The sequence below is a fragment of the Nocardia sp. NPDC057663 genome (genome assembly GCF_042799895.1).
Classification (GTDB): domain Bacteria; phylum Actinomycetota; class Actinomycetes; order Mycobacteriales; family Mycobacteriaceae; genus Nocardia.
This window is the reverse complement of record NZ_JBHVHX010000004.1, coordinates 148,096-173,852: the sequence shown is the minus strand read 5'-3', so window position 1 is coordinate 173,852 and position 25,757 is coordinate 148,096. Positions and strand designations below refer to the sequence as shown.

General features: G+C 69.2%; 26 protein-coding genes. 13 read left to right on the top strand and 13 right to left on the bottom strand.

Going from position 1 to position 25,757, the window contains the following annotated elements; translation table 11 throughout:
- Positions 1-5: 5 nt before the first annotated feature.
- Positions 6-1,151, top strand: a complete 1,146-nt coding sequence (locus ACFVAV_RS12055) for an acyl-CoA dehydrogenase family protein (RefSeq protein ID WP_379033970.1) — start codon at positions 6-8, stop codon at positions 1,149-1,151.
- Positions 1,152-1,210: 59 nt separating this feature from the next.
- Here the strand turns inward: ACFVAV_RS12055 and ACFVAV_RS12050 are convergent, their stop codons facing one another.
- The 3 genes from ACFVAV_RS12050 to ACFVAV_RS12040 form a co-directional block, all read right to left on the bottom strand.
- Complete coding sequence (locus ACFVAV_RS12050) at positions 1,211-2,467, bottom strand: TetR/AcrR family transcriptional regulator (protein WP_379033968.1); 1,257 nt, start codon at positions 2,465-2,467, stop codon at positions 1,211-1,213.
- 273 nt (positions 2,468-2,740) lie between these two features.
- Positions 2,741-3,892 (bottom strand): hypothetical protein, encoded by a 1,152-nt coding sequence (locus tag ACFVAV_RS12045; RefSeq protein WP_379033967.1) that lies wholly within the window; start codon positions 3,890-3,892, stop codon positions 2,741-2,743.
- Positions 3,893-3,904: 12 nt separating this feature from the next.
- The gene (locus ACFVAV_RS12040) at positions 3,905-4,831 is read right to left on the bottom strand and encodes a metal-dependent hydrolase (protein ID WP_379033966.1); all 927 of its coding nucleotides are present in this window, start codon (positions 4,829-4,831) and stop codon (positions 3,905-3,907) included.
- Positions 4,832-4,961: 130 nt separating this feature from the next.
- Here ACFVAV_RS12040 and ACFVAV_RS12035 point away from each other — a divergent pair, with 130 nt between their 5' ends.
- The gene (locus tag ACFVAV_RS12035) at positions 4,962-5,585 is read left to right on the top strand and encodes a TetR/AcrR family transcriptional regulator (RefSeq protein ID WP_379033965.1); all 624 of its coding nucleotides are present in this window, start codon (positions 4,962-4,964) and stop codon (positions 5,583-5,585) included.
- Here ACFVAV_RS12035 and ACFVAV_RS12030 read toward each other — a convergent pair.
- Both ACFVAV_RS12030 and ACFVAV_RS12025 read right to left on the bottom strand, forming a co-directional pair.
- Positions 5,548-6,384 (bottom strand): SDR family oxidoreductase, encoded by an 837-nt coding sequence (locus ACFVAV_RS12030; protein WP_379033964.1) that lies wholly within the window; start codon positions 6,382-6,384, stop codon positions 5,548-5,550. The two genes, ACFVAV_RS12035 and ACFVAV_RS12030, sit on opposite strands and share 38 nt — an antisense overlap.
- Positions 6,385-6,389: 5 nt before the next feature.
- The gene (locus ACFVAV_RS12025; RefSeq protein ID WP_379034551.1) at positions 6,390-7,172 is read right to left on the bottom strand and encodes a crotonase/enoyl-CoA hydratase family protein; all 783 of its coding nucleotides are present in this window, start codon (positions 7,170-7,172) and stop codon (positions 6,390-6,392) included.
- 238 nt (positions 7,173-7,410) lie between these two features.
- Between ACFVAV_RS12025 and ACFVAV_RS12020 the strand changes: the two genes are divergently transcribed.
- The 3 genes from ACFVAV_RS12020 (at position 7,411) to ACFVAV_RS12010 (ending at position 10,570) form a co-directional block, all read left to right on the top strand.
- On the top strand, positions 7,411-7,830 hold the full coding sequence (locus tag ACFVAV_RS12020) for a YciI family protein (protein ID WP_379033963.1): 420 nt from the start codon (positions 7,411-7,413) through the stop codon (positions 7,828-7,830).
- 11 nt (positions 7,831-7,841) lie between these two features.
- Positions 7,842-9,128 carry an RNA polymerase sigma factor gene (locus ACFVAV_RS12015; protein ID WP_379033962.1) on the top strand — a complete coding sequence of 429 codons (1,287 nt, stop codon included), beginning with the start codon at positions 7,842-7,844 and terminating at the stop codon, positions 9,126-9,128.
- An 86-nt stretch (positions 9,129-9,214) separates the two neighbouring features.
- Complete coding sequence (locus ACFVAV_RS12010) at positions 9,215-10,570, top strand: MFS transporter (RefSeq protein ID WP_379033961.1); 1,356 nt, start codon at positions 9,215-9,217, stop codon at positions 10,568-10,570.
- An 8-nt stretch (positions 10,571-10,578) separates the two neighbouring features.
- On the opposite strand, the gene ACFVAV_RS12005 is transcribed toward ACFVAV_RS12010, so the two are convergent.
- From ACFVAV_RS12005 to ACFVAV_RS11980, 6 genes are read right to left on the bottom strand one after another with little or no spacing between them, the layout of a single operon-like run.
- Positions 10,579-11,055, bottom strand: a complete 477-nt coding sequence (locus ACFVAV_RS12005; RefSeq protein ID WP_379033960.1) for a nucleoside deaminase — start codon at positions 11,053-11,055, stop codon at positions 10,579-10,581.
- Positions 11,052-12,032, bottom strand: coding sequence for an ornithine cyclodeaminase family protein (locus ACFVAV_RS12000; RefSeq protein ID WP_379033959.1), 981 nt, complete (start codon positions 12,030-12,032; stop codon positions 11,052-11,054). The genes ACFVAV_RS12005 and ACFVAV_RS12000 overlap by 4 nt, the downstream gene beginning before the upstream one ends.
- A 29-nt stretch (positions 12,033-12,061) precedes the next feature.
- Positions 12,062-12,988 (bottom strand): ABC transporter permease, encoded by a 927-nt coding sequence (locus ACFVAV_RS11995; protein WP_379033957.1) that lies wholly within the window; start codon positions 12,986-12,988, stop codon positions 12,062-12,064.
- The gene (locus ACFVAV_RS11990; protein WP_379033955.1) at positions 12,985-14,145 is read right to left on the bottom strand and encodes an ABC transporter permease; all 1,161 of its coding nucleotides are present in this window, start codon (positions 14,143-14,145) and stop codon (positions 12,985-12,987) included. The genes ACFVAV_RS11995 and ACFVAV_RS11990 overlap by 4 nt, the downstream gene beginning before the upstream one ends.
- Entirely contained in the window at positions 14,142-15,704 is a 1,563-nt protein-coding gene (locus ACFVAV_RS11985; protein WP_379033953.1) for an ABC transporter ATP-binding protein, read from the bottom strand. Before ACFVAV_RS11985 ends, ACFVAV_RS11990 begins: the two co-directional genes overlap by 4 nt.
- Before the next feature lie 5 nt (positions 15,705-15,709).
- Positions 15,710-16,702 (bottom strand): BMP family protein, encoded by a 993-nt coding sequence (locus tag ACFVAV_RS11980; protein WP_379033951.1) that lies wholly within the window; start codon positions 16,700-16,702, stop codon positions 15,710-15,712.
- A gap of 160 nt (positions 16,703-16,862) precedes the next feature.
- Between ACFVAV_RS11980 and ACFVAV_RS11975 the strand changes: the two genes are divergently transcribed.
- On the top strand, positions 16,863-17,585 hold the full coding sequence (locus tag ACFVAV_RS11975) for a GntR family transcriptional regulator (protein WP_379033949.1): 723 nt from the start codon (positions 16,863-16,865) through the stop codon (positions 17,583-17,585).
- Positions 17,586-17,651: 66 nt separating this feature from the next.
- Here ACFVAV_RS11975 and ACFVAV_RS11970 read toward each other — a convergent pair whose 3' ends face one another.
- The gene (locus tag ACFVAV_RS11970) at positions 17,652-18,545 is read right to left on the bottom strand and encodes a LysR substrate-binding domain-containing protein (protein WP_379033947.1); all 894 of its coding nucleotides are present in this window, start codon (positions 18,543-18,545) and stop codon (positions 17,652-17,654) included.
- Positions 18,546-18,616: 71 nt separating this feature from the next.
- On the opposite strand from ACFVAV_RS11970, the gene dapA reads away from it, so the two are divergent.
- Positions 18,617-19,510, top strand: coding sequence for a 4-hydroxy-tetrahydrodipicolinate synthase (gene dapA / locus ACFVAV_RS11965; RefSeq protein WP_379033945.1), 894 nt, complete (start codon positions 18,617-18,619; stop codon positions 19,508-19,510).
- Between the two features lie 62 nt (positions 19,511-19,572).
- Positions 19,573-21,102: a DHA2 family efflux MFS transporter permease subunit gene (locus tag ACFVAV_RS11960; protein ID WP_379033943.1), complete on the top strand. Its 1,530-nt coding sequence runs from the start codon at positions 19,573-19,575 to the stop codon at positions 21,100-21,102.
- A 62-nt stretch (positions 21,103-21,164) separates the two neighbouring features.
- Here the strand turns inward: ACFVAV_RS11960 and ACFVAV_RS11955 are convergent, their stop codons facing one another.
- Positions 21,165-21,596, bottom strand: a complete 432-nt coding sequence (locus ACFVAV_RS11955; protein WP_379033941.1) for an SRPBCC family protein — start codon at positions 21,594-21,596, stop codon at positions 21,165-21,167.
- A gap of 254 nt (positions 21,597-21,850) precedes the next feature.
- Here ACFVAV_RS11955 and ACFVAV_RS11950 point away from each other — a divergent pair, with 254 nt between their 5' ends.
- The 5 genes from ACFVAV_RS11950 to ACFVAV_RS11930 are packed head-to-tail and all read left to right on the top strand — an operon-like array spanning position 21,851 to position 25,756.
- Entirely contained in the window at positions 21,851-23,239 is a 1,389-nt protein-coding gene (locus ACFVAV_RS11950; protein WP_379033939.1) for a sensor histidine kinase, read from the top strand.
- Positions 23,217-23,627, top strand: a complete 411-nt coding sequence (locus ACFVAV_RS11945; RefSeq protein WP_019046642.1) for a roadblock/LC7 domain-containing protein — start codon at positions 23,217-23,219, stop codon at positions 23,625-23,627. Before ACFVAV_RS11950 ends, ACFVAV_RS11945 begins: the two co-directional genes overlap by 23 nt.
- Complete coding sequence (locus tag ACFVAV_RS11940) at positions 23,627-23,977, top strand: DUF742 domain-containing protein (protein WP_379033937.1); 351 nt, start codon at positions 23,627-23,629, stop codon at positions 23,975-23,977. The genes ACFVAV_RS11945 and ACFVAV_RS11940 overlap by 1 nt, the downstream gene beginning before the upstream one ends.
- Positions 23,952-24,554, top strand: coding sequence for an ATP/GTP-binding protein (locus tag ACFVAV_RS11935; RefSeq protein WP_379033935.1), 603 nt, complete (start codon positions 23,952-23,954; stop codon positions 24,552-24,554). Before ACFVAV_RS11940 ends, ACFVAV_RS11935 begins: the two co-directional genes overlap by 26 nt.
- Entirely contained in the window at positions 24,551-25,756 is a 1,206-nt protein-coding gene (locus ACFVAV_RS11930; protein WP_379033933.1) for a cytochrome P450, read from the top strand. The genes ACFVAV_RS11935 and ACFVAV_RS11930 overlap by 4 nt, the downstream gene beginning before the upstream one ends.
- Position 25,757: the final 1 nt, after the last annotated feature.

Sequence of the window (25,757 nt, the reverse complement as noted above, 5' to 3'; positions counted from 1 at the left end):
ACACTATGGGCGTCGAATTCAGCCCGGAACAGAAGGATTTCGCCGCGGCCGTGGCCGCGTTCGCCAAGCGCGAGGCGGGGACTCGGGAGCAGCGTGACGCGCTGACCGAGCACGACAAGGAACAGCACAACCCCGGCGTGTACGCGAAGATGGCCGAGCTCGGCTGGCTGGGTTTGACGGTGCCTGAGGAGTACGGCGGCTCGGATGCCTCGATGGTCGACATGTGCATCCTGCTCGAGGAATCGCTGCGCGGCATGCTGCCGATCGGCGCGATCGGTCCGACGCTGATCACCGGTGGCGCCTACGCCAAGTTCGGCACCGAGGCGCAGAAAGAGAATGTGCTGCGCGGCATCGTTCGCGGTGCCTCCCAGTCGATCTCGATGTCGGAGCCCGAGGCGGGCTCGGATGTGGGCAACCTGTCGACGAAGGCGGTCAAGACCGCCGACGGCTGGCTGATCAACGGCCAGAAGACGTGGTGTTCCAACGCCCACATCTCCGAGAACATCCTGCTCGTGGCCCGCACCTCGAAGGAGGGCGGAAAGCACGAGGGCATGACCATGTTCCACGTGCCCGCCGACACCCCCGGCCTGCAGATCACGCCGATCGAGCTGATGGGCAACCAGACCGAGACCAACGACCTGTACTTCACCGACTGCGTGCTGCCCGAGGACGCGGTGGTCGGCGAGGAGGGCAACGGCTGGCGTCAGCTGATGACCGGGCTCAACTTCGAGCGCCTCATCCTGGCCGCCATGAGCCTGGGCGCCGCCGAACGCGCCTTCGAGGACACCATCGCCTTCGTCACCCAGCGCAAGCAGTTCGGCAGGCCGGTCGGCTCGTTCCAGTCGCTGCGCCACCGCCTGGCCGACCTGGCCACCGAGATCGAATGCACCAAGCTGCTGATCTACAGCGTGGCCAGGGAAGCCGACGCCAACCCGAACAAGGTGCTCGCCAGGGAGGCCTCGATGGCCAAGCTCAAGGCCACCGAGACCAGCAAGCGGGTGGCGCTGGAAGGCATGCAGATGATGGGCGGCTACGGCTACGCCCGCGAGTTCGACATGGAGAAGCACGTCCGCGGCGCCCTGGTCTCCACCATCTTCGGCGGCACCAGCGAAATCCAGCGCGACATCATCGGCCGCACCCTGGGGCTGTAACTGTCTCTGCCGCACCAGCACTCGCTGCCACTCCACCCCGGAGTGGCAGCGAGTTGTGGTCAGGCGTGGCCGAACAGGGTGGTGCGGTGGAGGGTGATGACGCGGTTCTGGGGGGCGACGCCCGCGTCGCCGAAGGCCCGGCCGAGGTCGACGACGAGGGCGAAGCCGGCGTGGACGAGGATGCGTGCTTCAGCGTCCGTCAGCTCGGGGCGGACCTGCACCAGGAGCTTGGTCCATTCGGCGATGACCAGTTGCTGGATGTGCTGCAGCGTCACCCGGTCTTCGGGTGCCACATTGCCGAACTCGGCGTAATAGACGTAGGTGAGGGCGCGTTCGGCGAAGGAGCCCTGCACGTACATGTCGATCAGTGACGACAGTGCTTCGGCGGGGGTGGCCGAAGCGGCGACCGTCGGGCCGATCGCGCCGGACACGATATCGGCCGCGCGCCGGAACGCCGCGGCGAGCAGGTCGCTCTTGCTGCGGTAGTAGCGGTAGACCGCCGAGGCGGTGGCCAGATCGGCGGCGGTGGCGATGTCCTCGACGCTGACATTCTGGTAGCCGCGCTCATGGAACAGTTCGACCGACTTCGACAGCAGCACTTCGTGCATGAACGGCGATCCGGTGTCGGGCTCCGCCGGGGGGCGCGCGGGTTCCGGCGCGGGCAGGTCGACATCGATCAGTGCCCGGCAGGTCGAGGCGAGCAGGGGAGTGAGCAGTCTGGTCGGCAGGGTCGCGTGGTGGTCGCCGATGCTGCTGACCACGCTGAACACTGCCACTGAGCGGACGGCGACGTCGTCGCGGGTGAGTCCGGGGTGCAGCTCACGGACCAGGCCGCCGAGCAGGCGAACCGCCTCGGTGAACTTGTCGTCGAGGGCCTGCCGGTCGTCCTCGTCGAGATAACGGCGTTCCCAGCGGACCAGCGCGGTGGTCGACCGATTGCCGATGGTCTTGGCGATGACGGCGTCGATGACATGGTCGAATCGTTCCTGCGGTGACCAATCCGCCGCGTCCTCGGGCAGCGTCACCGCCGCCACCGTCACCTCGGCGAGCCGGAACAGCTCCTCCCGGAACAGCGCGTACTTGCTCCGGTAGTGGCGGTAGAGCGCGGCCGAGCTGATTCCGAGCCTGCCGGCGATGTCCTCCATGCTCACGCCGTGGTACCCGTGGGCGCCGAACGCGGACGCGGCCTCCGCGGCGATCTGGGCGCGACGGTTCTTGGGGCGCCGCCGCACGACTTTCTCCGGCGTGGCCGTCCGCGTCCCGGTTTCGGGCGAGCTGGTGTCGGCCGTGCGCTCGGTGTGGTCGGTGACGCTCATATGTCGATGGTACGGAGCCGTATATGTCCCCCGGACCTGTGGTGCCGAACAGATCGATCGCCGCCGCCACCTGCCACCCCAGCCGGTTGTCCGGCGGCGTCCTCCTCCGGGGCGAAGGTCAGGCCGCCCGCCGCTCTCGATCCCGGATCACCGACACCCACCGTTCGGCATGGCGGTGAGGTAGCGGCCGGTGGCGACGCCGTAGACCAGGGTGGCCAGGGGCATTGGAGATCCGCCGCCCGCCGCGGAACTCCCGGGGCGGGCGGCGTCGGCTCAGCTGGTGACCACCGCGTTCGCCGACTCCGGCGCGGCGGCCTCGTCGCCTGGACGGGGCAGCGTGAAGGTGGCCAGCACCGACAGAACGGCGATGGCGAAGCAGCCCGTCGTGTACCAGAGGTTGCCGATCGGATCACCGGTGGCCGTCTCGCCGTCCACCGCGTCGAAGAACGCGGGCAGCGAGGCGAGCCAGAGTCCGGCCAGGACAACGAGATAGACGATGGCATAGCGCTGAACGAACGGGTTCAGGTAGCGCGGCTCCGCCGTGTCACCGCTCCGCAGCTCACGCCACCGGCGCACCAGGACGACCGCGGCGACCAGCGAGAGCACGGCCAGTTCCAGCAGGTAGACCACGCCGCGCACCGTCGTACTGCCCGCACCGAGCACTGTCGCCGGTAGCGGCAGCAGGAAGGTGCCCACCGAGGCCAGCAGGCCGATCACCACCGTGCGCCAGACCAATTCGACGCCGGAGAAGTCCCGGCCCTGATCGACCTGGCGGCCGACGAAGTACTGCACGCAGAACGCCAGCGACATCGGCCACAGCGCGGCGAACACCACCACGCTGCCCACCGGCACCGAGTCGAACATCGGCTGGTTGATGGGATTGTCCACCGACCACTCCCACCACCGCAGCTGCGGGCCGAGATGGTCGAAGATCTCGTAGAACGCGTGGTGCACGAAACCCACGCAGATCGCGCCCACGAGCACGCCGTAGCGCCGGAAGATGCCGAGCATCCGGACGATCCCGAAGGCCATCGTGGCCATCAGCGGATAGATCGCCACGATGTAGATCGGCAATCGGCCCCACAGGAAATCCACGGTGAACACGTTGTGCGCGAACATCGTGTCGACATGGTCCTCGATGCCGAACGCGGCCGGGAAGTACAGCGGCGGCTCGATCACGAACAGGTAGGCGGTCGCGCCGAACCACAACACCAGGTCGGTGGGGTCGCCGTGGCGGCGCAGGCGCACGATCGCGTACCAGAGCGCGAGCACCGCGCCGAGCACGATGGTGATCTCGAGAACCGGCAGCGTCCAGTTCTCCAGGGCGAAGGGACTACGGAACTCGACGAGTCCGCCCGCTTCCTCGCAGGAGAAACCGAGCTGGGTGGCGAGCTCGGCGAAGGTGGGTGAGCAGTGTTCGGCCATCGGGCGGCCCTCCTACGAACTGACGGAATCGGCGGTGTACCAACGGGTGACGTCGTAGCCCTCGTCATAGCGGCGGAACCACTCGTCGGCGAGCGCGGGCAGGTTCTCGTGCGCGGGATTGTGCCGAGGCATCTGGCTGCGGATGATGCCGCCCAGGGCGACGAGCTGTTCACCCAGGCCCAGATCGTCGAACGCGCGAGGCATGGTGCCGTTGTCGGCGGGCCGCAGCCCGGGCAGCAACCGGCGCAGGGTCTGCCCGCGACGGTAGTTCGCGAACATCGACAGCGCGTCGACCTGCCGATCTGCCAGCGGCACATGCTCGTTGAAGCCCTCGCAGGCCACTCGGATCACCTGCAATACGTGCCGGAAGATCGAGGGCGCCACCCGCATCCGGTACAGCTCGCTGTCGACCACGGAGTTGAAGATGATCAGCGCCGAACTGCGATGCTCGACCTCCTCGACGAAATGCCAGATGAACAGCGAGGCGACCCGATCGTCACCGGGGGCGAACAGGGTCGAGTCGTTGTCGAGCATCAGCTTGAACACCGGCGTGAAGGTCGCCTCGAGATCGGCGGTGTAGGCGAGGCGGTACTTGACCGGGGTGCTCGCGGTGAGCTTGTCGAACTCGCCGATCACCGCGTCGAGGGTCTGCTGCAGGCCCGGATAGCGCCGGATCAGTGCCTTGACGTGCTGGCGGTGGGCGGTCGAATGCTGGCCCTCCTGACGCATGAACGCGTCGGCTTCCTCGGCTACCTCGGGGTCGGTGATCTGCGGTTTCGCCTGCGTGATCAGCTGCACGATCATCTTCTCGAAGCCGATCGCCAGGAACGAGACGGCATTGGCCATCGAGGAGAAGGCCGGGTTCTGTGGATTCCACAGGAACGGCACGTCGTAGTCGGAGAAGGCGAAGTCCATTTTGCGGACATGAAGGTCGGTCACGTGGAGTACCTCGTTGTTCGGGCGTGTGCCTGCCGCTCGGGTGATGAGGTAATCATACGCAAAGGCCTTCGCGTGTATGATCACTTTTACGGAATTCGCTGTGACCTGGGGTTGTGCTAGCGTCCACCCGGTGGCGCGCAGACGTGGATGGGGTGGCAGTCCGCCGGCTGACGATGCGGAGGCCGCGCGCCGGATCGTCGCCGCCGCGGTCGAACTCATCGGCCGGACCGGCGCGGAGATCAGCATCGCCGACGTCGCGGAATCGCTCGGCGTCATCCGCCAGACCGTCTACCGGTATTTCCCCAGCGCCGACGCCCTGATGACGGCCGCGGCCATCGCCTCGGTCGACGGCTTCCTCGATCGGCTGACGGCGCACGTTCGCGGGCTCGACGACCCGGCCGACGCGATGATCGAGGCCGTCGTCTACACCCTCACCGAGGTCCGTCAGACCCCGCACCTGGGCATCCTGCTGTCGAGTTCGTACGCGAACCTCCACACCGACAGCCTCACCTCCGACGAGGCGCAGGCCTTCGGCATGACGATGATCCGGCGCTTCGATGTCGACTGGGCGGCACACGGATACGACGAACCGGCGCTGCGCGAACTCGTCGAATACGCCCTGCGCACCATGCAGTCGTTCTTCCTCTCGCCCGGCAACCCGCCACGCGGCGACGACGAACTACGGCGCTACCTGCGCCGGTGGATGGGGACGGCGATCAGCGCCCAGGCGGAGGCGTCGGCGCAGGGCCGATGAGGTCGTCGAGGGCGGCGTCCACCGCGGGGCCGGTGTGGCTGTGCCGGACGCTGCGCAGGATCAGCCGCCGTGGCCGCGGGCAGTCCGGTGGCGCGGAATCGTTGCCGGTGGGCACAATTCGGGTCGGCGCGCCGAGCCGGTCGCGGACGCGAGTCATCAGCTCGTAGCGGCTCACTGTCTCCGAACCGGCCAGGTGGACCACGCCCTTCTCGTCCGCGAGGTGCTCGAGCATGGGCGCCAAGCTGGGGAGATAGAGCGGGTTGCACACGATATCGGTGCGCGCCTCGATGGTCGGGGTGGCGAAGCGGGCGAGGAATTTGTCCGAGCGCGGGCTGCGGCCGTAGACCAGCGGGAGCCGGGCAACGAGGTGCCCGCCGCGGGCCAGGACCAACTGCTCGGCGGCGGACTTGGTGCAGCCGTAGACGTTGATCGGTGTGCGCAGGGCGGTTTCGTCGTAGTGGTCCCGGGTGCCGTCGAACACGTTGTCGGTCGACAGATACACCAGTTTCGCGCCCGCGTCGTCCACGGCGTCGAGCAGCGCCGCCATCGGTGCGACGTTCGCCGCGTAGGCGGCCTCCGGATCCCGTTGGGCAGCAACCAGATCCACGATCCCGGCGGTATGGATCACCACGTCGATGCGGTCCATGACGAGTGCGCGGACCGCATCGGCATCGGCGAGATCCACCGGGATCAGCCCGTTCCCGGCCCTGCTGGTCCCGACGACCTCGTGGCGTTCGCCCAGCTGCGCGTGCAGCGCGCTGCCGACGAAGCCCGAGGCGCCGAGAATCAGAATCCGCATCGCGGTCAGCGAGCCTGCCAGTGGGGCTTGCGCTTCTCGGCGAAGGCGAGGGTGCCCTCGCGGACGTCCTCGGTCTGCGCGACGCCCATGATCTCGCGGTTGGTGAGGTCCCAGGCCGCGTCGTCGGCGATCTTGCCGTCGACCAGGCCGAGCGCGACCCGCTTGCTCGCCTGCACCGCCAGCGGCGCGTTCGCGGCGATCCGGCCCGCCAGCTCCAGGGCCGCGTCGAGGACCAGGTCGGCCGGGACGACCCGGTTGACCAGCCCGAGTTCGAGCGCGCGGGCGGCGGTGATCGGTTCGCCGGTGAGGATCATCTCCATGGCGACCTTGCGCGGCAGCTGCTCGGGCAGCCGGAAGGCGCCACCGGCGGCCGCGAACAGGCCGCGCGCGACTTCGGGCAGGCCGAACGTGGCGGTCTCGGCGGCGACGGCGAGGTCGCTGGCGAGGACGAGTTCGGTGCCGCCACCCAGCGCGAAGCCGTTCACCGCGGCGATGGTGGGCTTGCTGATCGGATGACGCACATATCCGGCCAGGCCCCAATCCTCGTGTCCGGGAGCCAGAATCCCCTGACCGCGGCCGAGCGCCTTGAGGTCGGCGCCCGCGCAGAATGCGCGCTCGCCGGCGCCGGTGAGCACGACGGCCCGGATCTGCGCGTCGGCCTCGGCCTGCTCGAGCGCCTCGCCCACACCGGTGCTGACCTCGGCGTCGACCGCGTTCATGGCCTGCGGCCGGTTGATGACGACGACCAGCACATGCTCGCGTTGCTCGACGAGGACTGCGCTCACGATGGACTCCTTGCCCCTCTGCCTGTCCTCTGTGTCGCGTGACAGGTCTCTTCGAGATGTATCACGCCGAGCCGTCGCGGGTACCCGGATCGCGCACTCGCGATCGTGCGGGTCACCCGGCCGCCGTCGTAGGCTGCGGAAAATAGTCCTGGAAAAAGTTTCGATCGGTTGTCGATCGGTGTCGTGGCCCGTTCGACCTAGGGATGAACGAAGGATCCGCACCTACCCGAGGAGACACACCATGAAGTACATGCTGATCATGCGCGCGACCGACGAAGCCTGGGCCAAGACCGCCCAGCTCGACTTCAACGAGATCCTGGAAACCATGGGCAAATTCAACGACGAACTGATCCGGGCCGGCGTGCTCGTCGCCGCCGAGGGCCTCGACGACGCCGCCGACACAGTGGTCGTCGACTACGCCTCGGAACCCCCGGTCGTCACCGACGGACCCTACGGCGAGACCAAGGAACTGTTCGGCGGTTACTACATCCTCAATGTCGCCTCCAAGGAGGAGGCGGTGGAATGGGCCAAGCGGATGCCGATGACCGGGCCGGGCGTCAAGACCGAGATCCGCCGGGTCCCCAGCATCGACGAATTCCCGCAGGACAATACCTGGATCATGAAGGAACGCGCCTGGCGCGAGGCCACCGGCCAGCTCTGAGCACAGCGACGATGACCCACCACACCGGCCGGGAAGCCGTGGCCGCCGTCTGGCGGATCGAATCGGCCCGGATCGTCGGCGCGCTGGCCCGCTACACCGGAGATTTCGCGATGGCCGAGGATCTCGCGCAGGAGGCGCTGGCCGAGGCACTGGTGACGTGGCCGCGCGACGGCGTGCCACGGCAACCGGCCGGGTGGTTGCTCACCGTCGGACGGCGCCGCGCGATCGACGCGTTCCGGCGCCGCGCCGCCCTCGACGAGCGGTACGCCACCCTCGCGGGCAATCTCGGCGAGGGTGGCGTGCTGACCGGCGGCGAGGCCGCCGACCCGGCCCGCGCGGCCGCGGAGGTCCTGTGGGATCCCGACCAGATCGACGACGACGTGCTCGCCCTGATGTTCATCTCGTGTCACCCGGTGCTGTCGCGGGAAGCCCGGCTGGCGTTGACATTGCGTGTGGTCGGCGGTCTGACCAGCGACGAGATCGCCAGAGCCTGCCTGGTGCCGACCGCGACCGTGCAGGCGCGGATCACCAGGGCGAAGAAGACACTCGGTGCGGCCGAGGTCGCGTTCGAGGTGCCGCCCGCGGCCGAACGCCGGGCCCGGCTGGGATCGGTGCTCGGGGTGATCTACCTGATCTTCACCGAGGGGTCGTCGGCCAGCACCGGCGGCGATCTCATCCGGTTCGACCTGGCCGGTGAGGCATTGCGGCTCGCGCGGGTCCTGGCCCGGCTGATGCCGGGCGAGGCCGAGGTGTTCGCATTGCTCGCGCTGCTCGAGCTGACCGCGGCGCGGTTTCCCGCGCGAACCGGTCCCGATGGGCAGCCGGTGCTGCTCGAGCAGCAGGATCGGCGCCGCTGGGACCGTTCGGCGATCCGGCGTGGCCGGGCCGCGCTGGTCAAGGCCGCCGAGGTCGGGCGTGGGCTCGGCGCGTACGGACTGCAGGCCGCGATCGCCGAATGTCATGCTGTCGCACCGTCGGTCGAGGCGACGAACTGGGAGCGGGTGGTGCTGCTCTACGAAGCGCTGGGCAGGCTCGCGCCGTCACCGGTGGTGGAGCTGAACCGGGCGGTGGCGGTATCGATGGCGGACGGGCCCGCCGCCGCGCTGCCGATCGTCGACGCACTGGCCGCCGGTGGGGCGCTGGCGAATTCGCATCTGCTGCCGAGTGTGCGCGGCGAACTGCTCACGCGGCTCGGCCGCACCGACGAGGCGCGTGACGCACTGGCCGAGGCAGTCCGGCTGTGTGGCAACGAACGCGAGAAAACTGTTCTCGCGGGCAAACTGTCGGCTCTCGCCTGAACCCAGGGCCTTCTTCGCGTAGTCGCAACGTTTGCCCGGCGAAATCGCCGGGTAGTCCGAAGAGGCGACGACGAGAGGTTTTGTGGATGTCACAGGAATCGAAATCGGTGCTGCACCGAGCCATCGGTGCATCGGCGATCGGAAATGCGGTCGAATGGTTCGATTACGGCGTCTACGCCTACCTGGCGACCTATATCGCCGCGTCGTTGTTTCCCGGCGACGGGACGGGTTCGAGCGTGGTCTACACACTGCTCGGATTCGCGGTCTCGTTTCTGATCAGGCCCATCGGCGGCATGATCTGGGGACCGCTGGGCGATCGGATCGGCCGTAAACGCGTGCTCGCCACCACCATCGTGCTGATGGCGGCGTCGACCCTGGCGGTCGGCTTGATCCCCAGCTACGAGGTCATCGGCATCGCCGCGCCGATCCTGCTCTACCTGTTGCGCATGGTCCAGGGATTGTCCGCGGGCGGCGAATACGGCGGCGCCGCGACATTCATGGCCGAATACGCGCCGGACCGCAAGCGCGGTTTCTATGGCAGTTTTCTCGAAGTCGGTACGCTGGCCGGATTCACGCTCGGCAATCTTGTCGCCCTGTTGCTGGTGAATATTCTCGACGATACGGCGATGGAATCGTGGGGCTGGCGGCTGCCGTTCCTCATCGCCGCGCCACTGGGGCTGATCGGTATGTACCTGCGGAACCGGGTGGAGGACACGCCGGTATTCCGCGAGGTCGAGAGCAAGGACGAAACCGAGGAAGTGGTCGGCGTCTACCGCGATCTGGTGACGAAATACCTGCGTCCCGTCCTGACCCTGTTCGGCCTGGTGATCGCGCTGAATGTGGTGAACTATTCGCTGCTCAGTTACACGCCGACCTACCTGGGGACGACGCTGGGCATGGCGGAATCCGACGCGCTGCTCGTCCCGTTGATCGGCCAGCTCGCCATGCTGGTGACCTTGCCGTTCCTCGGCGCGCTCTCCGACCGGGTGGGGCGCAGGCCGATGTGGCTGTTCTCGTGCGCGGCGCTGATGATCATGGTCATCCCGGTGTACAAGCTGATCGGCAGCTCGCTGACCGGCGCCATCGCCGGGTTCGCGATCCTAGGCCTGCTCTACGCGCCGCAGCTGGCGACCATCTCGGCGACCTTCCCGGCCATGTTCCCCACGATCGTGCGCTTCGCCGGCGTGGCGATCGGTTACAACGTGGCGACCTCGCTGTTCGGTGGTACCGCACCGGTGGTCAACCAGGCGCTCATCGAGGCGACCGGTGATCACCTGTTCCCGGCGTACTACATGTTCGGCGCCTGCCTGGTCGGCTTGATCGCCGCCTACTTCCTCATCGAGACCAAGGGCGTCTCGCTGCGCGGCACCCAGGTCCCTGGCACGCCCGAGGCGATCGAGGAACAGCGCGAGCTGGGTGGGGAGTCCGTTCCGGTCCGGTGATCGGTGGGTCAGCCCGCCGTGGCGGCACGGAAGACCTCGAGCGCTTCCCCGCCCAGATGCGGGCCACTGACCTCGACCGGCACGTTCGAGGTGGCGACCAGGTCGGCGCAGGTCAGCGCGAAACGCGGGCCGTCGGGCAGGATCTGGCCGAATTCGGCGGCCGCCGCGGCGAAGACGATCCGCCCGACCCGCGCCCACACCATCGCGGCGGCGCACATCGGACACGGCTCGCCGCTCGCGTACATGGTCGAGCCACGCAACGCCTCGGCGTGTCCCGCCGCGGTGGCGGTGGTGATCGCGACGAGTTCGGCGTGGGTGGTGACGTCGCCGCTGCTGCTCACCGCGTTCGTGCCCTCGGCGAGCACGCGGCCGTCGCGGTCGACGGTGACCGCCCCGAAGGGCCGGTCACCACGCGCCGCGGCCTGGCCGGCGAGGTCGATGGCGCGACGCAGGTGGGTGATGTCGATATCGGTGAGTGCGGTCATTTCGCGAGGTCCACTTCCGTTCCGATGCCGTTGGCACGAGCCTTGTCGATGAGCAGTCGGGCGGCGGCCAGGTCCTGCAGGCCGATGCCGACCGAGTTGAACAGGGTGATGTCGCCGTCGCCGGCGCGACCGGATGCCCGGCCCGCGATCACCTCGCCCAGCTCGGTGCTCACCGCCGCCTCGGTGATCGCGCCCTCGGCGAGGGCGAGCAGCGTGTCACCGGACTTGGTGAGCGTGGTACCGACCGAGTCTACGACGACGGTCGCACGGCGCATCGCCGCGCCGTCGACCTCGCGGTGGTCGGCGCGCGGGGGTGCGCCGACCGCGTTGACGTGCAGGCCGTCGCCGAACCACGCGCCCCGCACGATCGGTTCCCGTGACGGGGTGAGCGTGCACAGGATGTCGGCGGCGCGGGTCACCGCCTCCGGTGTCGGCATCGCTCGCACCGTGAGGCCGAGATCGGCGATCGCGGTGCCGAACCGCTCGATCGTCTCCGTCGACCGCGACCAGACCAGGACGGTGCGCAGCGCGCGCACCTGGGCGATCGCGCGCGTGTGCTCGACGGCAAGGCTGCCGGCGCCGACCAGGCCGAGAACCGAACCATTCTGCCGGGCAAGGTATTTCGTGGCGACCGCGCTGGCGGCGGCCGTGCGCACGGCGGTGACCAGCCGCCCGTCGATCAGCGCTTCGCAGCCGCCGTCGGCCGCCGAGGTCACCACGATCACCGACCGCTGCACCGGGAGCCCACGGTCGCGGTTGGCGGGCAGGTCGGCGAGCAGTTTCACGGCGGCGGCCCCGGCGGATTCGGCGGCGGCGACCATCGGCACGAAGGCCGCGCCACCGAGTGTCATCGCAGGTGGCGGCGGGACGAGCGCGGTGCCGAGCGCGAGGTCGGCGTGGGCCCGTTCGACCGCGGTCAGCACCTCGCTGCGGTCGAGCACGGCGGTCACATCGGAATGCGACAGGATCAGCGTCAACGGAGGAGCTCCTCGAAAGCGGGGACGGGTCAGGAAGTTCGGGCGAAGGCGACGGTCAGGTCGCGCGGTGAGCGGCTGGTGCCGACCAGGCCGCTGACGGCGACGATCGCGATCAGGTAGGGCAGCATCACCAGCAGGGCGAACGGCACGTCGACACCGAGCGCGGGCAGCGCGAACTGCAGCGCCTGCGCGATGCCGAAGAACACCGACGCCCAGATCACGCCGAGCGCGCGCCAGCGGCCGGCGATCACCGCGACCACGGCGAGGTAGCCGATGCCGCCGGTCATGTTGTCGCTGAACGAATGCACCTCCGACAGCGCCAGTTGCGCGCCGCCCAGGCCCGCGGCGAACGCGGCGAGCAGCACACCGCCGTAGCGGACGACCCGCACGGACAGACCGGTGCGGTCGGCGGCGACGGCGTCCTCGCCGATCGCGTCGATCACCAGGCCCAGCTTGGTGCGGCGGGCGAACACGAACGCCAGCGCGGCGACGACGGCGATGCACAGGTAGCCCAGCGCGGTCTGCCCGAACAGGGCGGGTCCGACGACCGGGATGCGGTGCAGCAGGGGGATCCGCAGCGCGTCGAAACCCGGGACGCTGTGGCCCTTGCCGTCGGCCAGCAACAGCCGTGCGCCATAGGTGGTGGCACCGAGCGCCAGCGCATTGCTCGCGATACCGACGACGATCTGGTCGGCCCGCAAGGTGACGCTCCAGATCGCCTGCAGCGCACCGAAGATCAGCGTGGCGGCCACCGCGGCGATCGCGCCGAGGACGGGTGAACCGGTGGTGACCGCGCCGAGTACCCCGGCGAACGCGCCGGTCAGCATCATGGCTTCGAGGCTCAGATTGAGCACTCCCGCGCGTTCGCTGACCAGTTCTCCGCTCGCGGCGACGAGGATGGGCAGGGTGAAACCGATACCGCTGGTGGCGATGTCGGTGACCGTGTCGAGACTCATCGCGGTGCTCCTGCGAGGTCGGCGGTATCGATCGGGGAGACAGGTTGCGGGGCAACGGGTTCGGACTTGCGCACCGATCGGGTCCAGAGGGCGGCGCCCGCGATGAACACGATCATCAGCGACTCGACGACCGCGATGGTCGACGCGGGCACATTCGCCGCCAGCTGCAGGTTGATCCCGCCGGAGACGAGGAATCCGAGCAGCAGCGAGACGGCGACGACGGCGGCCACCGAGCCGCGGGCCAGCAGGCCGACGACCAGCCCGGAGAAGCCGTATCCGGAGGAGAACCCCTCGGCGAGCACGAAAGGCGCTGTGGCGACGAGCAATCCGCCCGCGATGCCGGAGAACGCGCCGGCACCCGACAAGCTGAGGAAGCGCAGCCGCTGCACGGGCAGCCCGAGCCGGATCGCCGCGTCGGGGTTGAGACCCACCGCACGCAGCCGGGTGCCGAGTGCGGTGTGGCGGACCAGGATCGAGGTGCCGACCGCGGCCACCACCGCGATCCACAGCGCGATGGTCGCGGGGGAACGCTCGATGCCGAGCAGCGGCAGATGCGCCGCCGGGGTCAGCTGCTCGGACTGCGGCAGGGTCTCCGACGAGGTCACCGGCTGCCGCAGCAACGCGGGTTCGTGCACCACGAGCAGTACCATCGCCAAGCCGACGAAATTGAGCAGCAGCGTGGTGATGATCTCGCTGGTGCCACGCCGGACCCGCAGGTAGGCGGCGATCGCGGCCCAGAGCCAGCCCGCGGCCCCCGCGCCGATCAGCACCGCGGGGAGGGTGACCGTGGCAGGAGCGCCGGTCAGGGTGGTCCCGATGGCGGTGGCGGCGATCCCGCCCGCGCAGATCTGGCCCTCGCCGCCCACATTCACCAGGCCCGCCCGGTGCGCGATGGTGAAGCCGACAGCCACGAGCATCAAGGTGGCGGCGACATTGAGCGAGGCGCCGACGGCGTAGCTGCTGCCGAACATGCCCTCCCACAGTGCGGTCATCGCCGCGCCGGGCGCCGCACCCGCGACGGCGGCCAGGATCAGGCCGACCACGCCGGCGGCGATCATCGCCGCGGCCGCGACGACAACGGGCTGGTGTGCCCAGCGGCGCAGCGGGATTCGTCGCAAGCCGGCCGGGATCGGCCTGCGCTCGGTCGTTGCAGTCATGCCGTCACTCCCATCATCAATTCGCTGATCTGTTGTGCCGCGGTGGGATCGGCGGTGTCGACGGGACCGGTGAGCGCGCCGCGGTAGGCGACCAGCACCCGATCGCACAGGGCGAGTAGTTCGGGCACCTCGCTCGACACCACGAGCACACCGCAGCCGTCGGCGGCGGCGCGGCGCAGCTGGGTCAGCACGAAATCGACCGCGCCGATATCCAATCCGCGCGTCGGCTGGGCGGCGACCAGGCAGCGCAGATTCGTGGTGGACAGCTCGCGAGCGAGCACCACCTTCTGCTGATTGCCGCCCGAGAGCGCGCCCATGCGCGCCCACGGCCCCGCGGCGCGCACATCGAACCGCGCGAGCTCGGCCCGCGCGGCGCGGCCCATGGCACGTTTGTCCAGCAACCCGAAGCGGCGGAACCTGTCGAGCTGCCCGAGGAAGAGGTTTTCGGCGATCGTCATGTCGGCGACCATGGCGTCACGGTGACGGTCTTCGGGCACGACACCGAGGCCGAGACCGGTGCGGGTGGCGGGGCGCGCCGCGGTGATATCGGTGCAGTCGAGGGTGACGGTGCCGCCCGCGGCCGGTGCACTGCCCGCCAGGACGGCGACGAGTTCGCTTTGGCCGTTGCCTTCTACACCGGCGATGCCGACGATCTCGCCGGGCCGCACGCGCAGCCGCACCTGGTCGAGGGCGGTGCTGCCGTCGGCCCGGTACGCGCGGAGACCGTCGACGGACAGCACCGGCGTTTCGCTCCCGATCGCAGGCGTGACTTTCGCTGTGGGCCTGGCGGTTTCGACGGTGTCGAGGCCGAGGGTCGCGGCCACCGTCGGATCGAGGTCGGCTGCGGTGCGGCCGACCATGGCGGTGAGCAGCTGCGCGATGCCGGTGTTCGACATCCGCCCGCCGCCGGCGACCGTGCCGCGCCGCAGCACGGTCGCGGCGTCGGCGACCCGGGCGACCTCGCCGAGCTTGTGCGTCACCAGCACCACCGCCTTGCCGTCGGCGGCGACGGCGCGGCAGGTGTCGATCAGCGCGTCGATCTCGGCGGGATCGAGCACGCCGGTCGGTTCGTCGAGCAGGATCAGGGACGGATCGCGCAGCAGGGCCTTGACGATCTCGACCTTCTGCCGCGCGCCGACCGGCATCGTCGCGACCTGCTGGTCGAGGTCGATCCGCAGGCGGTAGCGCTGCGCGATCTCGTCGAGCCGGTCGGTCAGCTCGGCGCGGCGCATCCGCACTCCCCGCTGGGTGAGCAGCAGGTTCTCCGCCACGGTCATCGTGGTGACCAGGCTGAAGTGCTGGTGCACCATGGCCACACCCGCGGCCATTGCGGCAGCGGGCGAGTCGGGCCGGAACTCGGTGCCGCCCAGCGTCATCCGCCCGGTGTCGGGCCGGTAGCCGCCGAAGACCAGGTTGCACAGCGTCGACTTGCCCGCGCCGTTCTCGCCGAGAACGCAATGGACGGTGCCGGATTCGACGGTGACGTCTACCTCGTGCAGGGCCTGTACGTCACCGAAGCGCTTACCCAAGCCCTGCAGGGTCAATGCGGGAGTACTCATGACGGTCAGTACGGCTTGACCGCGCCGGTGGACAGGGCCGACTTCGCCTTGGCGAGCGCGTCGGCGACCGCGGTGTCCTTGCTGCACAACACGAAATCGGTGCCGTGGTTGGGCGAGGTGAGGCCGAAGCGCACGTTCTCGGCCTTCCACGAATTGTCGAGTGCGGCGTTGACGGCGAACTCCACCTCGGCACCGATGTCGGTGTGCACGTAGCCGAGGTAGACGGGGTTGGTGCAGTCGCCGGGGATCGGGCCGCCGACCATGGCCGCGCCGGACTGGGTCGCGGCCTGCTCCATGCCTGCCTTGCCCAGGTTGACGATCTGGCCGAGCGCGCCTGCGCCTGCGCCGTAGTCGGCCAGGGCGGCCTGCTTCGCCTTGGCCGGGTCGTTGAAGTCGCCGACATACTGCGGGGTCAGCACCTTCACGCCGGGCTCGGCGAAGCGGGCGCCGTTGCCGAAGGCGTTGGCGGCGTTGACGATCGCGGGCAGCTCGACACCGCCGACGAAGGCGACCGCGCCGCCCTTCGAGCCCGCCGCCGCGACCGCGCCGCTGAGGAACTCGGCCTCGGCCTGCTGCGGGTCGTAGTAGGCGAGATTGGCCATGGGCTCGGCGTCGGCGGGGCCGCCGATCTCGACGAACTTCACGTTCGGGAACTGCGGGGCCACCTTGCGCACGTCGGCGTCGGTCTGGCCGCCGAGCGAGATCACCAGATCGTTGGTCGAGGCGAACCGGACCAGGGCCTGCTGGTAGTCGGCGGCGGCGACCTGTTCCACCTTGCTCAGTTCCACCTGGTCGCCGAGCTTGTCGGCGATGCGCTGGTAGCCGAGATATCCCGACTGCATGAAGCCGGTGTCCGAGAGCGAGCCGGGGAAGAATACGCCGACCTTCAGCTTGCCGCCCGAAGCCGCGGTGCCGGAGGAACCGCAGGCCGACAGCAGGGCAGCGGCGGCCAGGGCGGCCGAGCCGAAGGCGATCGCGCGCCGAGTGGACTTGTGCACGGGGTACTCCTTGATCGAACGAACCGCTCACTTAGCGGTATACCGTTAAGTGTCAGCCTGGGGCCCGCAGATGACCGGCGGATTACCGAAACGTAAGAAACGGTCGCGCACGGTGGGCGGGACTACCGTGGTGGGAGTGCAAGCGCGGAAGGATGGTGCGGTGGCGGAGGAACCGGCGAAGAAGTCGCTGCGTGACCGGGCCTACGAGGAGCTACGCGACCGGATCATCGACCTGCGGCTGAGTCCCGGGCAGCGGCTGGTCGAACGCGATCTCGCGACCGAGCTGGAGATCTCCCGGATCCCGCTGCGCGAGGCGCTGCAGATGCTCGAGCGCGAGGGGTTGGTCGTCATCGTGCCGCGTCAGGGCGCGATCGTCGCCCCGTTCACCGTCACCGACGTGCGCGACCTGTTCGACGTCCGCGAGAGCCTGGAAGTGCTGGCCGCCCGCCTGGCCGCCGAACGCGCCGAACCCAGCGACCTCGCCGTCCTGCGCGAGCAACTCGATGCCGCCCGTCAGGCCACCGCCGCGGGCGACCAGGCCGCGATCGCCGCCGCGAATGCCGGCTTCCACGCCCGCATCGTCGAGGTCTCCGGCAACCCGCTGCTGCAATCCCTGCTGCGCCCCTTGGAATCTCGCGTCCGCTGGCTGTTCCACCTCACCAAGGAACGCGACCCCGGCACCCAGTGTGACGAGCACGAAGCCCTCTACGCCGCCATCGCCGCAGGCGACCCCGACACCGCCGCCGAAATCGCCTACCGGCACGTGGCGTCCGGCCGCGAACCCAGCCTCGCCCTCTCGGCCCAGTGGTCGATGCCCGACATCGACCCGGTCTCGGCGACCCGCACCCGCCAGCGCACCCCCCAACGCGAGAAGACCGCCTGAGCTGTCATCGCGCGCTCGGCTGCCGATCTGAGCTGCCCGTGGCATCGGGCCGGGTGGGTTTGTCGTTCACGGATGATGTTCCGCCGCTCGGGCAGCCGAGCGTAAAGCGGTGCGGGCGGCGGCGATGGCGGGGTGGGTGGCCGTGCCGTTGCGGTAGGCGAGGTGGGTGTGGCGGCGGGTCGACAACGGTGTGAGGCAGACAGTGCCGGGTGGGGAGGGCAAGGCGAGGTCGGGGACTATCGCGGTGCCCGCGTCGGCGGCGACCAAGGCCAGGACCGTATTGAAGTCGTCGGCGTGGTGACGGATGCGAGGGGTGAAACCCGCTGCCTGGCAGGCGCGGAGGGTGACGGTGTGGCAGAGGGTGCCGGGTGTGCCTGCGATCCACGGGGATTCGATGTGGGCGCGGAGGGGGTCGGTGTCCGGTGCGGGGTTTCGGGTGGCGAGGTAGACGGTTTCGGTGTGCAGGGGCTCGGTGTGGATGGCGGGGTCGGGGGTGGCGGGAACCAGGTCGTAGTCGTGGGTGAGGGCGATGTCGAGGGCACCCGCGCGCAGGGCGTCGGGGACATCGGCCGGGTCGATCTCGGTGACCGTGAGTTCGAGCCGGGGATGGTCGGTGCTCAGGGCGACCAGCGCGGGGGAGAGGAGCGTGCGGGCGGCGGTGGGGAAGGCGCCGATACGCAGAGTGCCGACGAGTTCGTCTCGGGCGTCCGCCAATTCGGCATCGGCGCGTTCGAGGGCGGCGAGGATCGTTTCGGTGTGGCCGACGAGCAGATGCGCTGCCGGTGTGAGAGTGACGCGGCGGCCCGTGCGTTCCAGGAGGGGGACGCCCGCCTCGCGCTCGAGGGCGGTGAGCTGTTGCGACACGGCCGAGGGCGTGTAGCTGAGCGCATCGGCGACCGCGGCGATGGTGCCGCGGTGGGCGAGTTCGCGCAGGAGGCGGAGCTTGCGGACATCCAGCATCAGTTCAGCTTATGTTCATCGTCATGAATGTGAACTGGACCTGATGTATCTGTCGCCATGACGATGGAGCCATGACATCGCTGCAGGGTTTGTTCGTCCCCATGATCACGCCGTTCACCGCCGACGGCGCACTCGCGCCCGCTGCCCTGGAACGGCACGCGCACAGCGTCCTCGACGCGGGCGCGACCGGACTCGTCGCCTTGGGTACCACCGCCGAGCCGTCGGCGTTGACCGCCGACGAACGGGACCGCGTCCTCGACCTCTGCGCCGCCGTGTGCGCCGAACGGAACGCGCCGCTGATCGTCTGCGCGGGCGGCAATGCGACCGCGGAATCGGTCAGGGCGGTCGGCGAAATGCGGCACCCGGTCGCGGGAGTGCTCGCGGTGGTGCCCTACTACGTGCGGCCGAGTGAGGAGGGTGTCGTCGCGCACTTCACCGCGCTGGCGGCGGCCAGTCCGGCCCCGCTCTACGTCTACGACGTGCCGTACCGCACCGCGCGCCCGCTCAGTGGGGAGACGCTGGTGCGGCTCGCGGGCATTCCGAACATCGCCGGGTTCAAGCACTCCGTGGGAGGTGTCGACGCGGCCAGTGTCGAACTGATGGCGCGTGCCGGGTCCGCGACGACGGTGCTGTGCGGTGACGACCGGTTCGCCTCGGCCCTGCTCGCGCTCGGCGCGCGGGGCGGCATCCTGGCCGCGGCCAATATCGCGCCCGCCGCCTACGCCGAACTCGTCGCCGCCTGGCTCGCCGATGACGTCACGCGCGGCCGTGCGCTCGGCCATCGCCTCGACGCGCTCGGCGCCGCGCTGTTCGCCGAACCCAACCCGACGGTGATCAAGGCGGTGCTGGCCGAGCGCGGGCAGATCCCCAGTGCGGCGGTCAGACTGCCGCTTCTGCCCGCTTCGCCCGATTCGACGGTGACGGCGCTGCGGGCCGCCGATGCCGTGGCGGTCGCTCCCGTGTGACACGAGCTCGCGAACAATGGATTTCGCTGGTCTTCGGCGACGAAAGATGCCAGGCTTAAGCGGTGACGAAACCTCCGGATATCGGCGCCGCCGCCGATCCCACCTCTGACAAGCTGGATGCCGCCGTACTCAAAGTGGCGGGCGTAGTCGTCCTCGGTGCCGTGATGTCGATCCTCGACATCACCGTGGTCACCGTCGCGATTCCGACATTCATGGCGGACTTCCAGGCCTCCGTCGAGGTCGTCGCCTGGACCATGACCGGCTACACCCTGGCGCTGGCTTCGGTCATCCCGATGACCGGGTGGGCGGCCGACCGCTTCGGCACCAAACGCCTCTATATGGCGGCGCTGATCTTCTTCATCATCGGGTCGGTGCTGTGTTCGATGGCGTGGAGCATCGAGTCGCTGGTGGCGTTCCGCGTCATCCAGGGCATCGGCGGCGGCATGCTCATGCCGCTGGGCATGACGATCATGACCCATGCCGCGGGCCCGCAGCGGATCGGCCGCGTGATGGCGGTGCTCGGTGTGCCGATGCTGCTCGGCCCGATCTGCGGCCCCATCCTCGGCGGCTGGCTCATCGACTCCTTCAGCTGGCACTGGATCTTCCTGATCAACCTGCCGCTGGGTATCGTCGCCCTGGTCCTGGCCTATATCGTGCTCGCGCCCGACAAGCCGAAGCCGTCGGAATCATTCGACTTCCTCGGCATGCTGCTGGCCTCGCCCGGCCTCGCGCTGTTCCTGTTCGGTGTCTCCTCCATCCCGGAGAAGGGCACGGTGCTCGCCGCGCGCGTGCTCATTCCGGCGATCATCGGCGCTGTGCTGCTGGTGGCGTTCGTGTTCCACGCGCTGCGCACCGAGCATCCGCTGATCGATCTGCGCCTGTTCCGCAATCCGTCGCTGCGCTTCTCGGTGCTGACCATGTCCCTGTTCGCGACGGCATTCTTCGGTGCGGGCTTCCTGCTGCCGAACTACCTGCAGCAGGTGCGCGGTGAGACGGCCTTCGATTCCGGCCTGCTCATGGCGCCACAGGGTATCGGCGCCATGCTGACGATGCCGATCGCCGGCTTCCTGGTCGACAAGATCGGGCCGGGCAAGATCGTCATGTTCGGCATCACCTTCATCACCATCGGCCTGGCCGGCTTCACCCAGCTGCACGCCGACACGTCCTACCTGATGATCGGCGCCGCGCTGTTCGTGATGGGTCTCGGCATGGGCTGCACCATGATGCCGGTGATGACCGCCGCCATCCAGACGCTCTCGCACGCCCAGGTCGCGCGCGGTTCGACGTTGATGAACATCATCAACCAGACCGCGGCCTCGATCGGCACGGCGACGATGTCGGTCGTGCTGGCCGCCCAGCTCAACGATCACCCCGAGGCCAAGATCGGTATCGCCTCGAACGCCCAGCCCGAGCTCACGGCGCAGGTGCCGCCGTCGGTGATCGAGCAAGGTCTGGAACTGGCCGCCGACGCGTTCAGTAACACCTACTGGGTCACCGTGGTTCTGACGGCGCTGACCCTGATCCCGGCGTTCTTCCTGCCCCGGAGCAAGCCCAAGGCCCCGGTCGACGCCGAAGCAGTGGCGGTGGTCTGACGCCACACGCAGCGAAAGCCCGGACGGAACCTGCTGTTGCGCCCGGGCTTTCGCGTCGCGCCTCAGCCGTAGAGCTTGACGAAGGCTTCGAGGGAGCGTTCGATATCGCCGCGCAGCGCCTTCGCGACAGCTGAACCGATCGGTCCGAACAGCGGAGCGCCGCCCAGATCGATGTCGACACCGACCTTCGAGCCGCTGCCCGCCGGTTCGACCAGCAGCCCGAGCCCGAACTTGCTGCCGCCGATGCCCGAGCCGGTCAGCGCGAGGCGGCGCGGCGGTTCGGCGGTGCGCACGGTCCAGGTGACCTTGTTGCGGAAGCCCTTGACGCGGGCGATGCCGACGAGGACGGTGCCGGGGGTGAGGCCGTCGGGCAGGGTGCCGCGCCACGCCTCGTGAATGCTCAGCCAGTCGCCGAGCGCGGGCAGGTCGGAAGCGTGGGCCCACGCTTGGTCCGGCGGGACGGGGACATCGACGGAGAGCTTCAGTTTCGCCACCCGGGGATGGTATCCGGTACCCGAGGTTCCGCCTCGACCGGATCGGGGCATAGCAAATCAGAATAGATCACCTGCCCAGGAGCGTGGGTGGGAATTCTGATGGTGGACAGGAAGATCCGCGTCGTAATCGATCATGGTGCTGCTACTGTGTGCGGGTCGCTGGCAGCGAAGCTTGCCACGCGAATGCCTCCCGGGCCGGCCGGTGAGGGCCCACCGGCCAGGGCGTGGTGCGGTCGACGACGACGAAAGATCTGATGAACTCAGGAATCGCGGTGCTGTTACTCGCCATCGGAGCGCCGCTGTTGCTGCTCGCGATGGCCGTGATGGTCTTTGCCATGCGCAACGAGCGCCAGCAGCGACTACGCGCCGACGCCGCCATCCGCGAGCGCCTCGCGTGCGAGAACGCGCTGATCCAGCTGGCGCAGCTGACGCTGCCGTCGATCACCGACGCGGTGCGCAGGCACGAGATCCCCGCGGTCGGTGTCGATCTGCCGCTGGAACTGCAGAATTCGCAGGTCGGCCAGGTACTGCAGATGATCGCCACCGGTCACGCCGAGGGTCTGCGCGTGGTCTCCGAAGAGACCAGGGCGATGGTCGAACGCTACGGCGAGCAGCGCCGGGTCAGTGAGGTCGTGGTCGCCAAAGAGGAGGCGCAGGCCGAGCTCTCGGCGTCCTCGCGGGCCGCCACCAGCGCCGCGGTGCGCTCGTTCGGCACCTCGGTGGTCAGCCTCGGGACCGACCTCGGGCAGGTGGTGAGCGTGGCGCTGCGTGAGCATCGTGACGACGCGATCTACGAGACGCTGACCCGGATCGACCACACCGTGCAGCAGATGATCCGGCAGGCGCAGTCCTATGTGATCGTCTCCGGTGGTCTGCCCGGCCGTCGCTGGCCGCAGCAGTCGCTCACCGACGTGGCGGGCGGCGCCACCGGGCGCGTCCGGGAATTCCTGCGCGTGCGGTCGGGGCAGTCCGATCGGGTCGTGATCAGCCGCGCGGTGGAACCGCTCGTGCACACCCTGGCCACGCTGCTCGACAACGCGCTGCGCTATTCGCCGCCGTCGTCGTTCGTCGAGGTCGGCTTCCAGGAGGGGCACCACGGTGTCACCGTCATCGTCGATGACGCGGGCATGCGGATGAGCCCCGAGCAGCTCGAGGACGCGCGGCAGGTGCTCAGCGGCGAACGCGCCGTCGACATCCATGATCTCGGGCCTGCGCCGAAGGTCGGCTTCCCCGGTATCGCGGCGCTGGCGCGGCGATACGGGTTCTCCGTCCACGTCGACGGGCCGAACATCTTCGGCGGCATGCGGGCGATGGTCTACGTGCCGTCGGCACTGCTGGTGAGCGGTGCCGCGCCACGCCTGCCCGAGCCCGAACTCGTTGCTCCCGCCCACGTCCCGGTGCCCGTGCCGGTACTGGACGAGGCCGACGGGCCCCGCGCCGAAGTGCACGAGATCACCAGTGGGGGATTGCCCAAGCGCCGCCGCAGGCCGGTCGCGCCGGATTCGGCGGGAGTGCCCACCGAATCGGGGCATGCTCGCCCCAACCTCGCCGCTGCCTGGCACAGCGGTTCCCGCAGCGGTCGCCTCGCTGCGGCCGAGCGAACCACGGAAGGAACAGCCGATGAGCACACCGGTAGCCGATAGCACGAACCGACTGGCGTGGCTGCTCGAGGATCTGGAGATCCCCGGCGTCCGCTTCGCGGTGCTGCTGTCCGATGACGGACTGCGTATCGCCCACTCCCGTGGAGTGGCCAAGGACGACGCCGAACGGTTCGCCGCGGCCGCCTCCGGCCTGCGCTCGCTCGGCAAGGCGCTCGGCGAGTTCTGCGGCGGATCGTCGAACGCGGTGCGCCAGAACATGACCGAGTACGACGAGGGCATGATCATGATCACCGCGGCCGGTGTCGGGGCGCTGCTAGGCGTCGCCACCACCGTCGACGTCGACGTCGCGCTGGTGGCGCACCGGATGAACGAACTTGCCTCGCGCGTCGGCCACGAGATCGGCAGCGCGCCGCGGCACGGTGGCAGGTAATGAGTCGCGGCAGACGCGATCCCGACCTGGTCCGGTCGTATGTGCGCACCGGTGGCCGAGTGCGGGCCGCGCATGAACTGGACCTGGTGACCCTGGTTCGCGCCGTCGCCGACGCGCGGCCCGATCACCGCCCCGACGAGCGCCGGGTCCTCGCGCTCACCAGTCGCCGTGGCGCGCTCTCCATCGCCGAGCTGTCGGCGTATCTGGATCTGCCCGCGTCGGTCGTGAAGATCATCGTGTCCGATCTGCTCGACAGCGGCCATCTACACTGCCCGACTCCGGCCGAAGTGAAGCCGGAACTCGCGTTGATCAAGGAGGTGCTGCATGGTCTCCGTGCCATCGCGGGGTGAGGTCGACTACGTCGCGGAGACCGTGACGCGGTCGGTGAAGATCCTGGTCGCAGGCAATTTCGGCGTCGGTAAGACGACGTTCGTGTGCGGCGTCTCCGAGATCAGGCCGCTGCGGACCGAGGAAACGATCACCGAGGCCAGTATCGGCGTCGACGATATGGCCGGGCTGGGCAGCAAGGTGCAGACCACCGTCGCCCTGGACTTCGGCCGGATCACCCTGAATCCGCAACTGGCGCTGTATCTTTTCGGCACGCCGGGTCAGGAACGCTTCGCCCCGCTGTGGGAGGAGCTGGCCCGGGGCGCACTGGGCGCGCTCGTGCTGGTCGACACCCGGCGCATCGAGAAGGCCGACGACGTGCTCTCGGCGCTGGAAAAGCGCGGTGTGCCGTATGCGGTGGCGGTCAACGAGTTCGAGGGCTTCCGGCGTTACCCGCTCGAGGAGGTGCGTGAGGCGCTAGACCTGGCGCCGGACACCCCGGTGGTCGCGGTCGACGCCCGCCGCCGCGACCACGGGCTGCGCGCGCTGGTCACGTTGGCGGAGTATCTGTTCCGCAGGCAGGAAGCAACAGCATCATGACAGTGGACCTCGCGGCCGACGAGCGGGTTCCGATGTACGCCCCCGAGTTCGCCGCCGACCCCCAGGCGGCCTACCGGGAGATGCGGCGCCGGTTCGGCTCGGTGGTGCCGGTCGAATTGTCGCCGGGAATCCGCGCGACGCTGGTGATCGGATATCACACGGCGGTCCGGATCCTCAACGATCCCGAGCACTTCCCGGCCGATCCGCGGACCTGGCAGCGCAATATCCCGCAGGACTGCCCGGTGCTGCCGATGCTGCAGTTCCGCCCGGCCGCGCTGCGCACCACCGGCGCCGAACACGCCAGGTACCGGCAGGCCAATGTCGCCGGCATCGCCGGAGTGGATCTGTACGCGATGCACGCCACCATCGAGCAGTTCGCGATCCCGCTGATCAACAGCTTCTGCGCGACCGGCTCGGCGGACCTGTTGAGCCAGTACGCGTTTCCGCTGGTGTTCCAGGCACTGAACTCGATGCTGGGCTGCACCCCGGCGATCGGCCAGCAGGTCGCCACCGGCATGGCGCAGATCTTCGAGGGCGACGAAGCCGAAGCGGGCAACAACCTGCTCGCCTCCGCGCTGACCGACCTGGTCGCGCTGCGGCAGCGCGAGCCGGGCGACGATGTCGCCACCCGGCTGCTGAACCACCCGGCCGCGCTCACCGACGAGGAGATGGTGCATCAGCTGCTGGTGCTCTACGGCGCCGGCATCGAGCCGATGCTGAACCTGATCGTCAACACGCTGCGGCTGATGCTCACCGACGATCGTTTCGCGGGCAATGTGCTCGGTGGCAGCCTGTCCACCCGCGACGCGCTCGACGAGGTGCTCTTCACGGACCCGCCGCTGGCGAATTTCTGTATGACCTATCCGCGTCAGCCGATCCTGGTCGACGAGATGTGGCTGCCCGCGCACGAACCGGTCGTGATCAGCATGTCGGCCTGCAACAACGATCCGGCCATCGCCGGTCGCGATGTGGTCGACAACCGGGCGCATCTGGCCTGGAGCGCGGGCCCGCACGGTTGCCCCGCCAAGCCGGTGGCGTATCTGATCGTGCAGGACGCGATCGACCAATTGCTCGACGCGATCCCGGAGCTGACACTGGCCGTGCCCGCCGAGGAACTGGTGTGGCGGCCCGGCCCGTTCCACCGTTCGCTGGCCGCGCTGCCGGTCGAGTTCCCGAAGACGCCGCCGCTGCCGATGCCCTGAT

Excerpts from the sequence above, each read along its gene's own strand:
- ACFVAV_RS11990 (WP_379033955.1), bottom strand. The coding sequence starts at position 14,145 with ATGACTGCAACGACCGAGCGCAGGCCGATCCCGGCCGGCTTGCGACGA.
- ACFVAV_RS12010 (WP_379033961.1), top strand. The coding sequence starts at position 9,215 with ATGTCACAGGAATCGAAATCGGTGCTGCACCGAGCCATCGGTGCATCG.
- ACFVAV_RS12030 (WP_379033964.1), bottom strand. The coding sequence starts at position 6,384 with ATGCGGATTCTGATTCTCGGCGCCTCGGGCTTCGTCGGCAGCGCGCTG.
- ACFVAV_RS11930 (WP_379033933.1), top strand. The coding sequence starts at position 24,551 with ATGACAGTGGACCTCGCGGCCGACGAGCGGGTTCCGATGTACGCCCCC.
- ACFVAV_RS11970 (WP_379033947.1), bottom strand. The coding sequence starts at position 18,545 with ATGCTGGATGTCCGCAAGCTCCGCCTCCTGCGCGAACTCGCCCACCGC.
- ACFVAV_RS12020 (WP_379033963.1), top strand. The coding sequence starts at position 7,411 with ATGAAGTACATGCTGATCATGCGCGCGACCGACGAAGCCTGGGCCAAG.
- ACFVAV_RS11940 (WP_379033937.1), top strand. The coding sequence starts at position 23,627 with ATGAGTCGCGGCAGACGCGATCCCGACCTGGTCCGGTCGTATGTGCGC.
- ACFVAV_RS12045 (WP_379033967.1), bottom strand. The coding sequence starts at position 3,892 with ATGGCCGAACACTGCTCACCCACCTTCGCCGAGCTCGCCACCCAGCTC.
- ACFVAV_RS12005 (WP_379033960.1), bottom strand. The coding sequence starts at position 11,055 with ATGACCGCACTCACCGATATCGACATCACCCACCTGCGTCGCGCCATC.
- ACFVAV_RS12055 (WP_379033970.1), top strand. The coding sequence starts at position 6 with ATGGGCGTCGAATTCAGCCCGGAACAGAAGGATTTCGCCGCGGCCGTG.
- dapA (WP_379033945.1), top strand. The coding sequence starts at position 18,617 with ATGACATCGCTGCAGGGTTTGTTCGTCCCCATGATCACGCCGTTCACC.
- ACFVAV_RS11995 (WP_379033957.1), bottom strand. The coding sequence starts at position 12,988 with ATGAGTCTCGACACGGTCACCGACATCGCCACCAGCGGTATCGGTTTC.
- ACFVAV_RS11985 (WP_379033953.1), bottom strand. The coding sequence starts at position 15,704 with ATGAGTACTCCCGCATTGACCCTGCAGGGCTTGGGTAAGCGCTTCGGT.
- ACFVAV_RS11935 (WP_379033935.1), top strand. The coding sequence starts at position 23,952 with ATGGTCTCCGTGCCATCGCGGGGTGAGGTCGACTACGTCGCGGAGACC.
- ACFVAV_RS12015 (WP_379033962.1), top strand. The coding sequence starts at position 7,842 with ATGACCCACCACACCGGCCGGGAAGCCGTGGCCGCCGTCTGGCGGATC.
- ACFVAV_RS12050 (WP_379033968.1), bottom strand. The coding sequence starts at position 2,467 with ATGAGCGTCACCGACCACACCGAGCGCACGGCCGACACCAGCTCGCCC.
- ACFVAV_RS11950 (WP_379033939.1), top strand. The coding sequence starts at position 21,851 with ATGAACTCAGGAATCGCGGTGCTGTTACTCGCCATCGGAGCGCCGCTG.
- ACFVAV_RS11945 (WP_019046642.1), top strand. The coding sequence starts at position 23,217 with ATGAGCACACCGGTAGCCGATAGCACGAACCGACTGGCGTGGCTGCTC.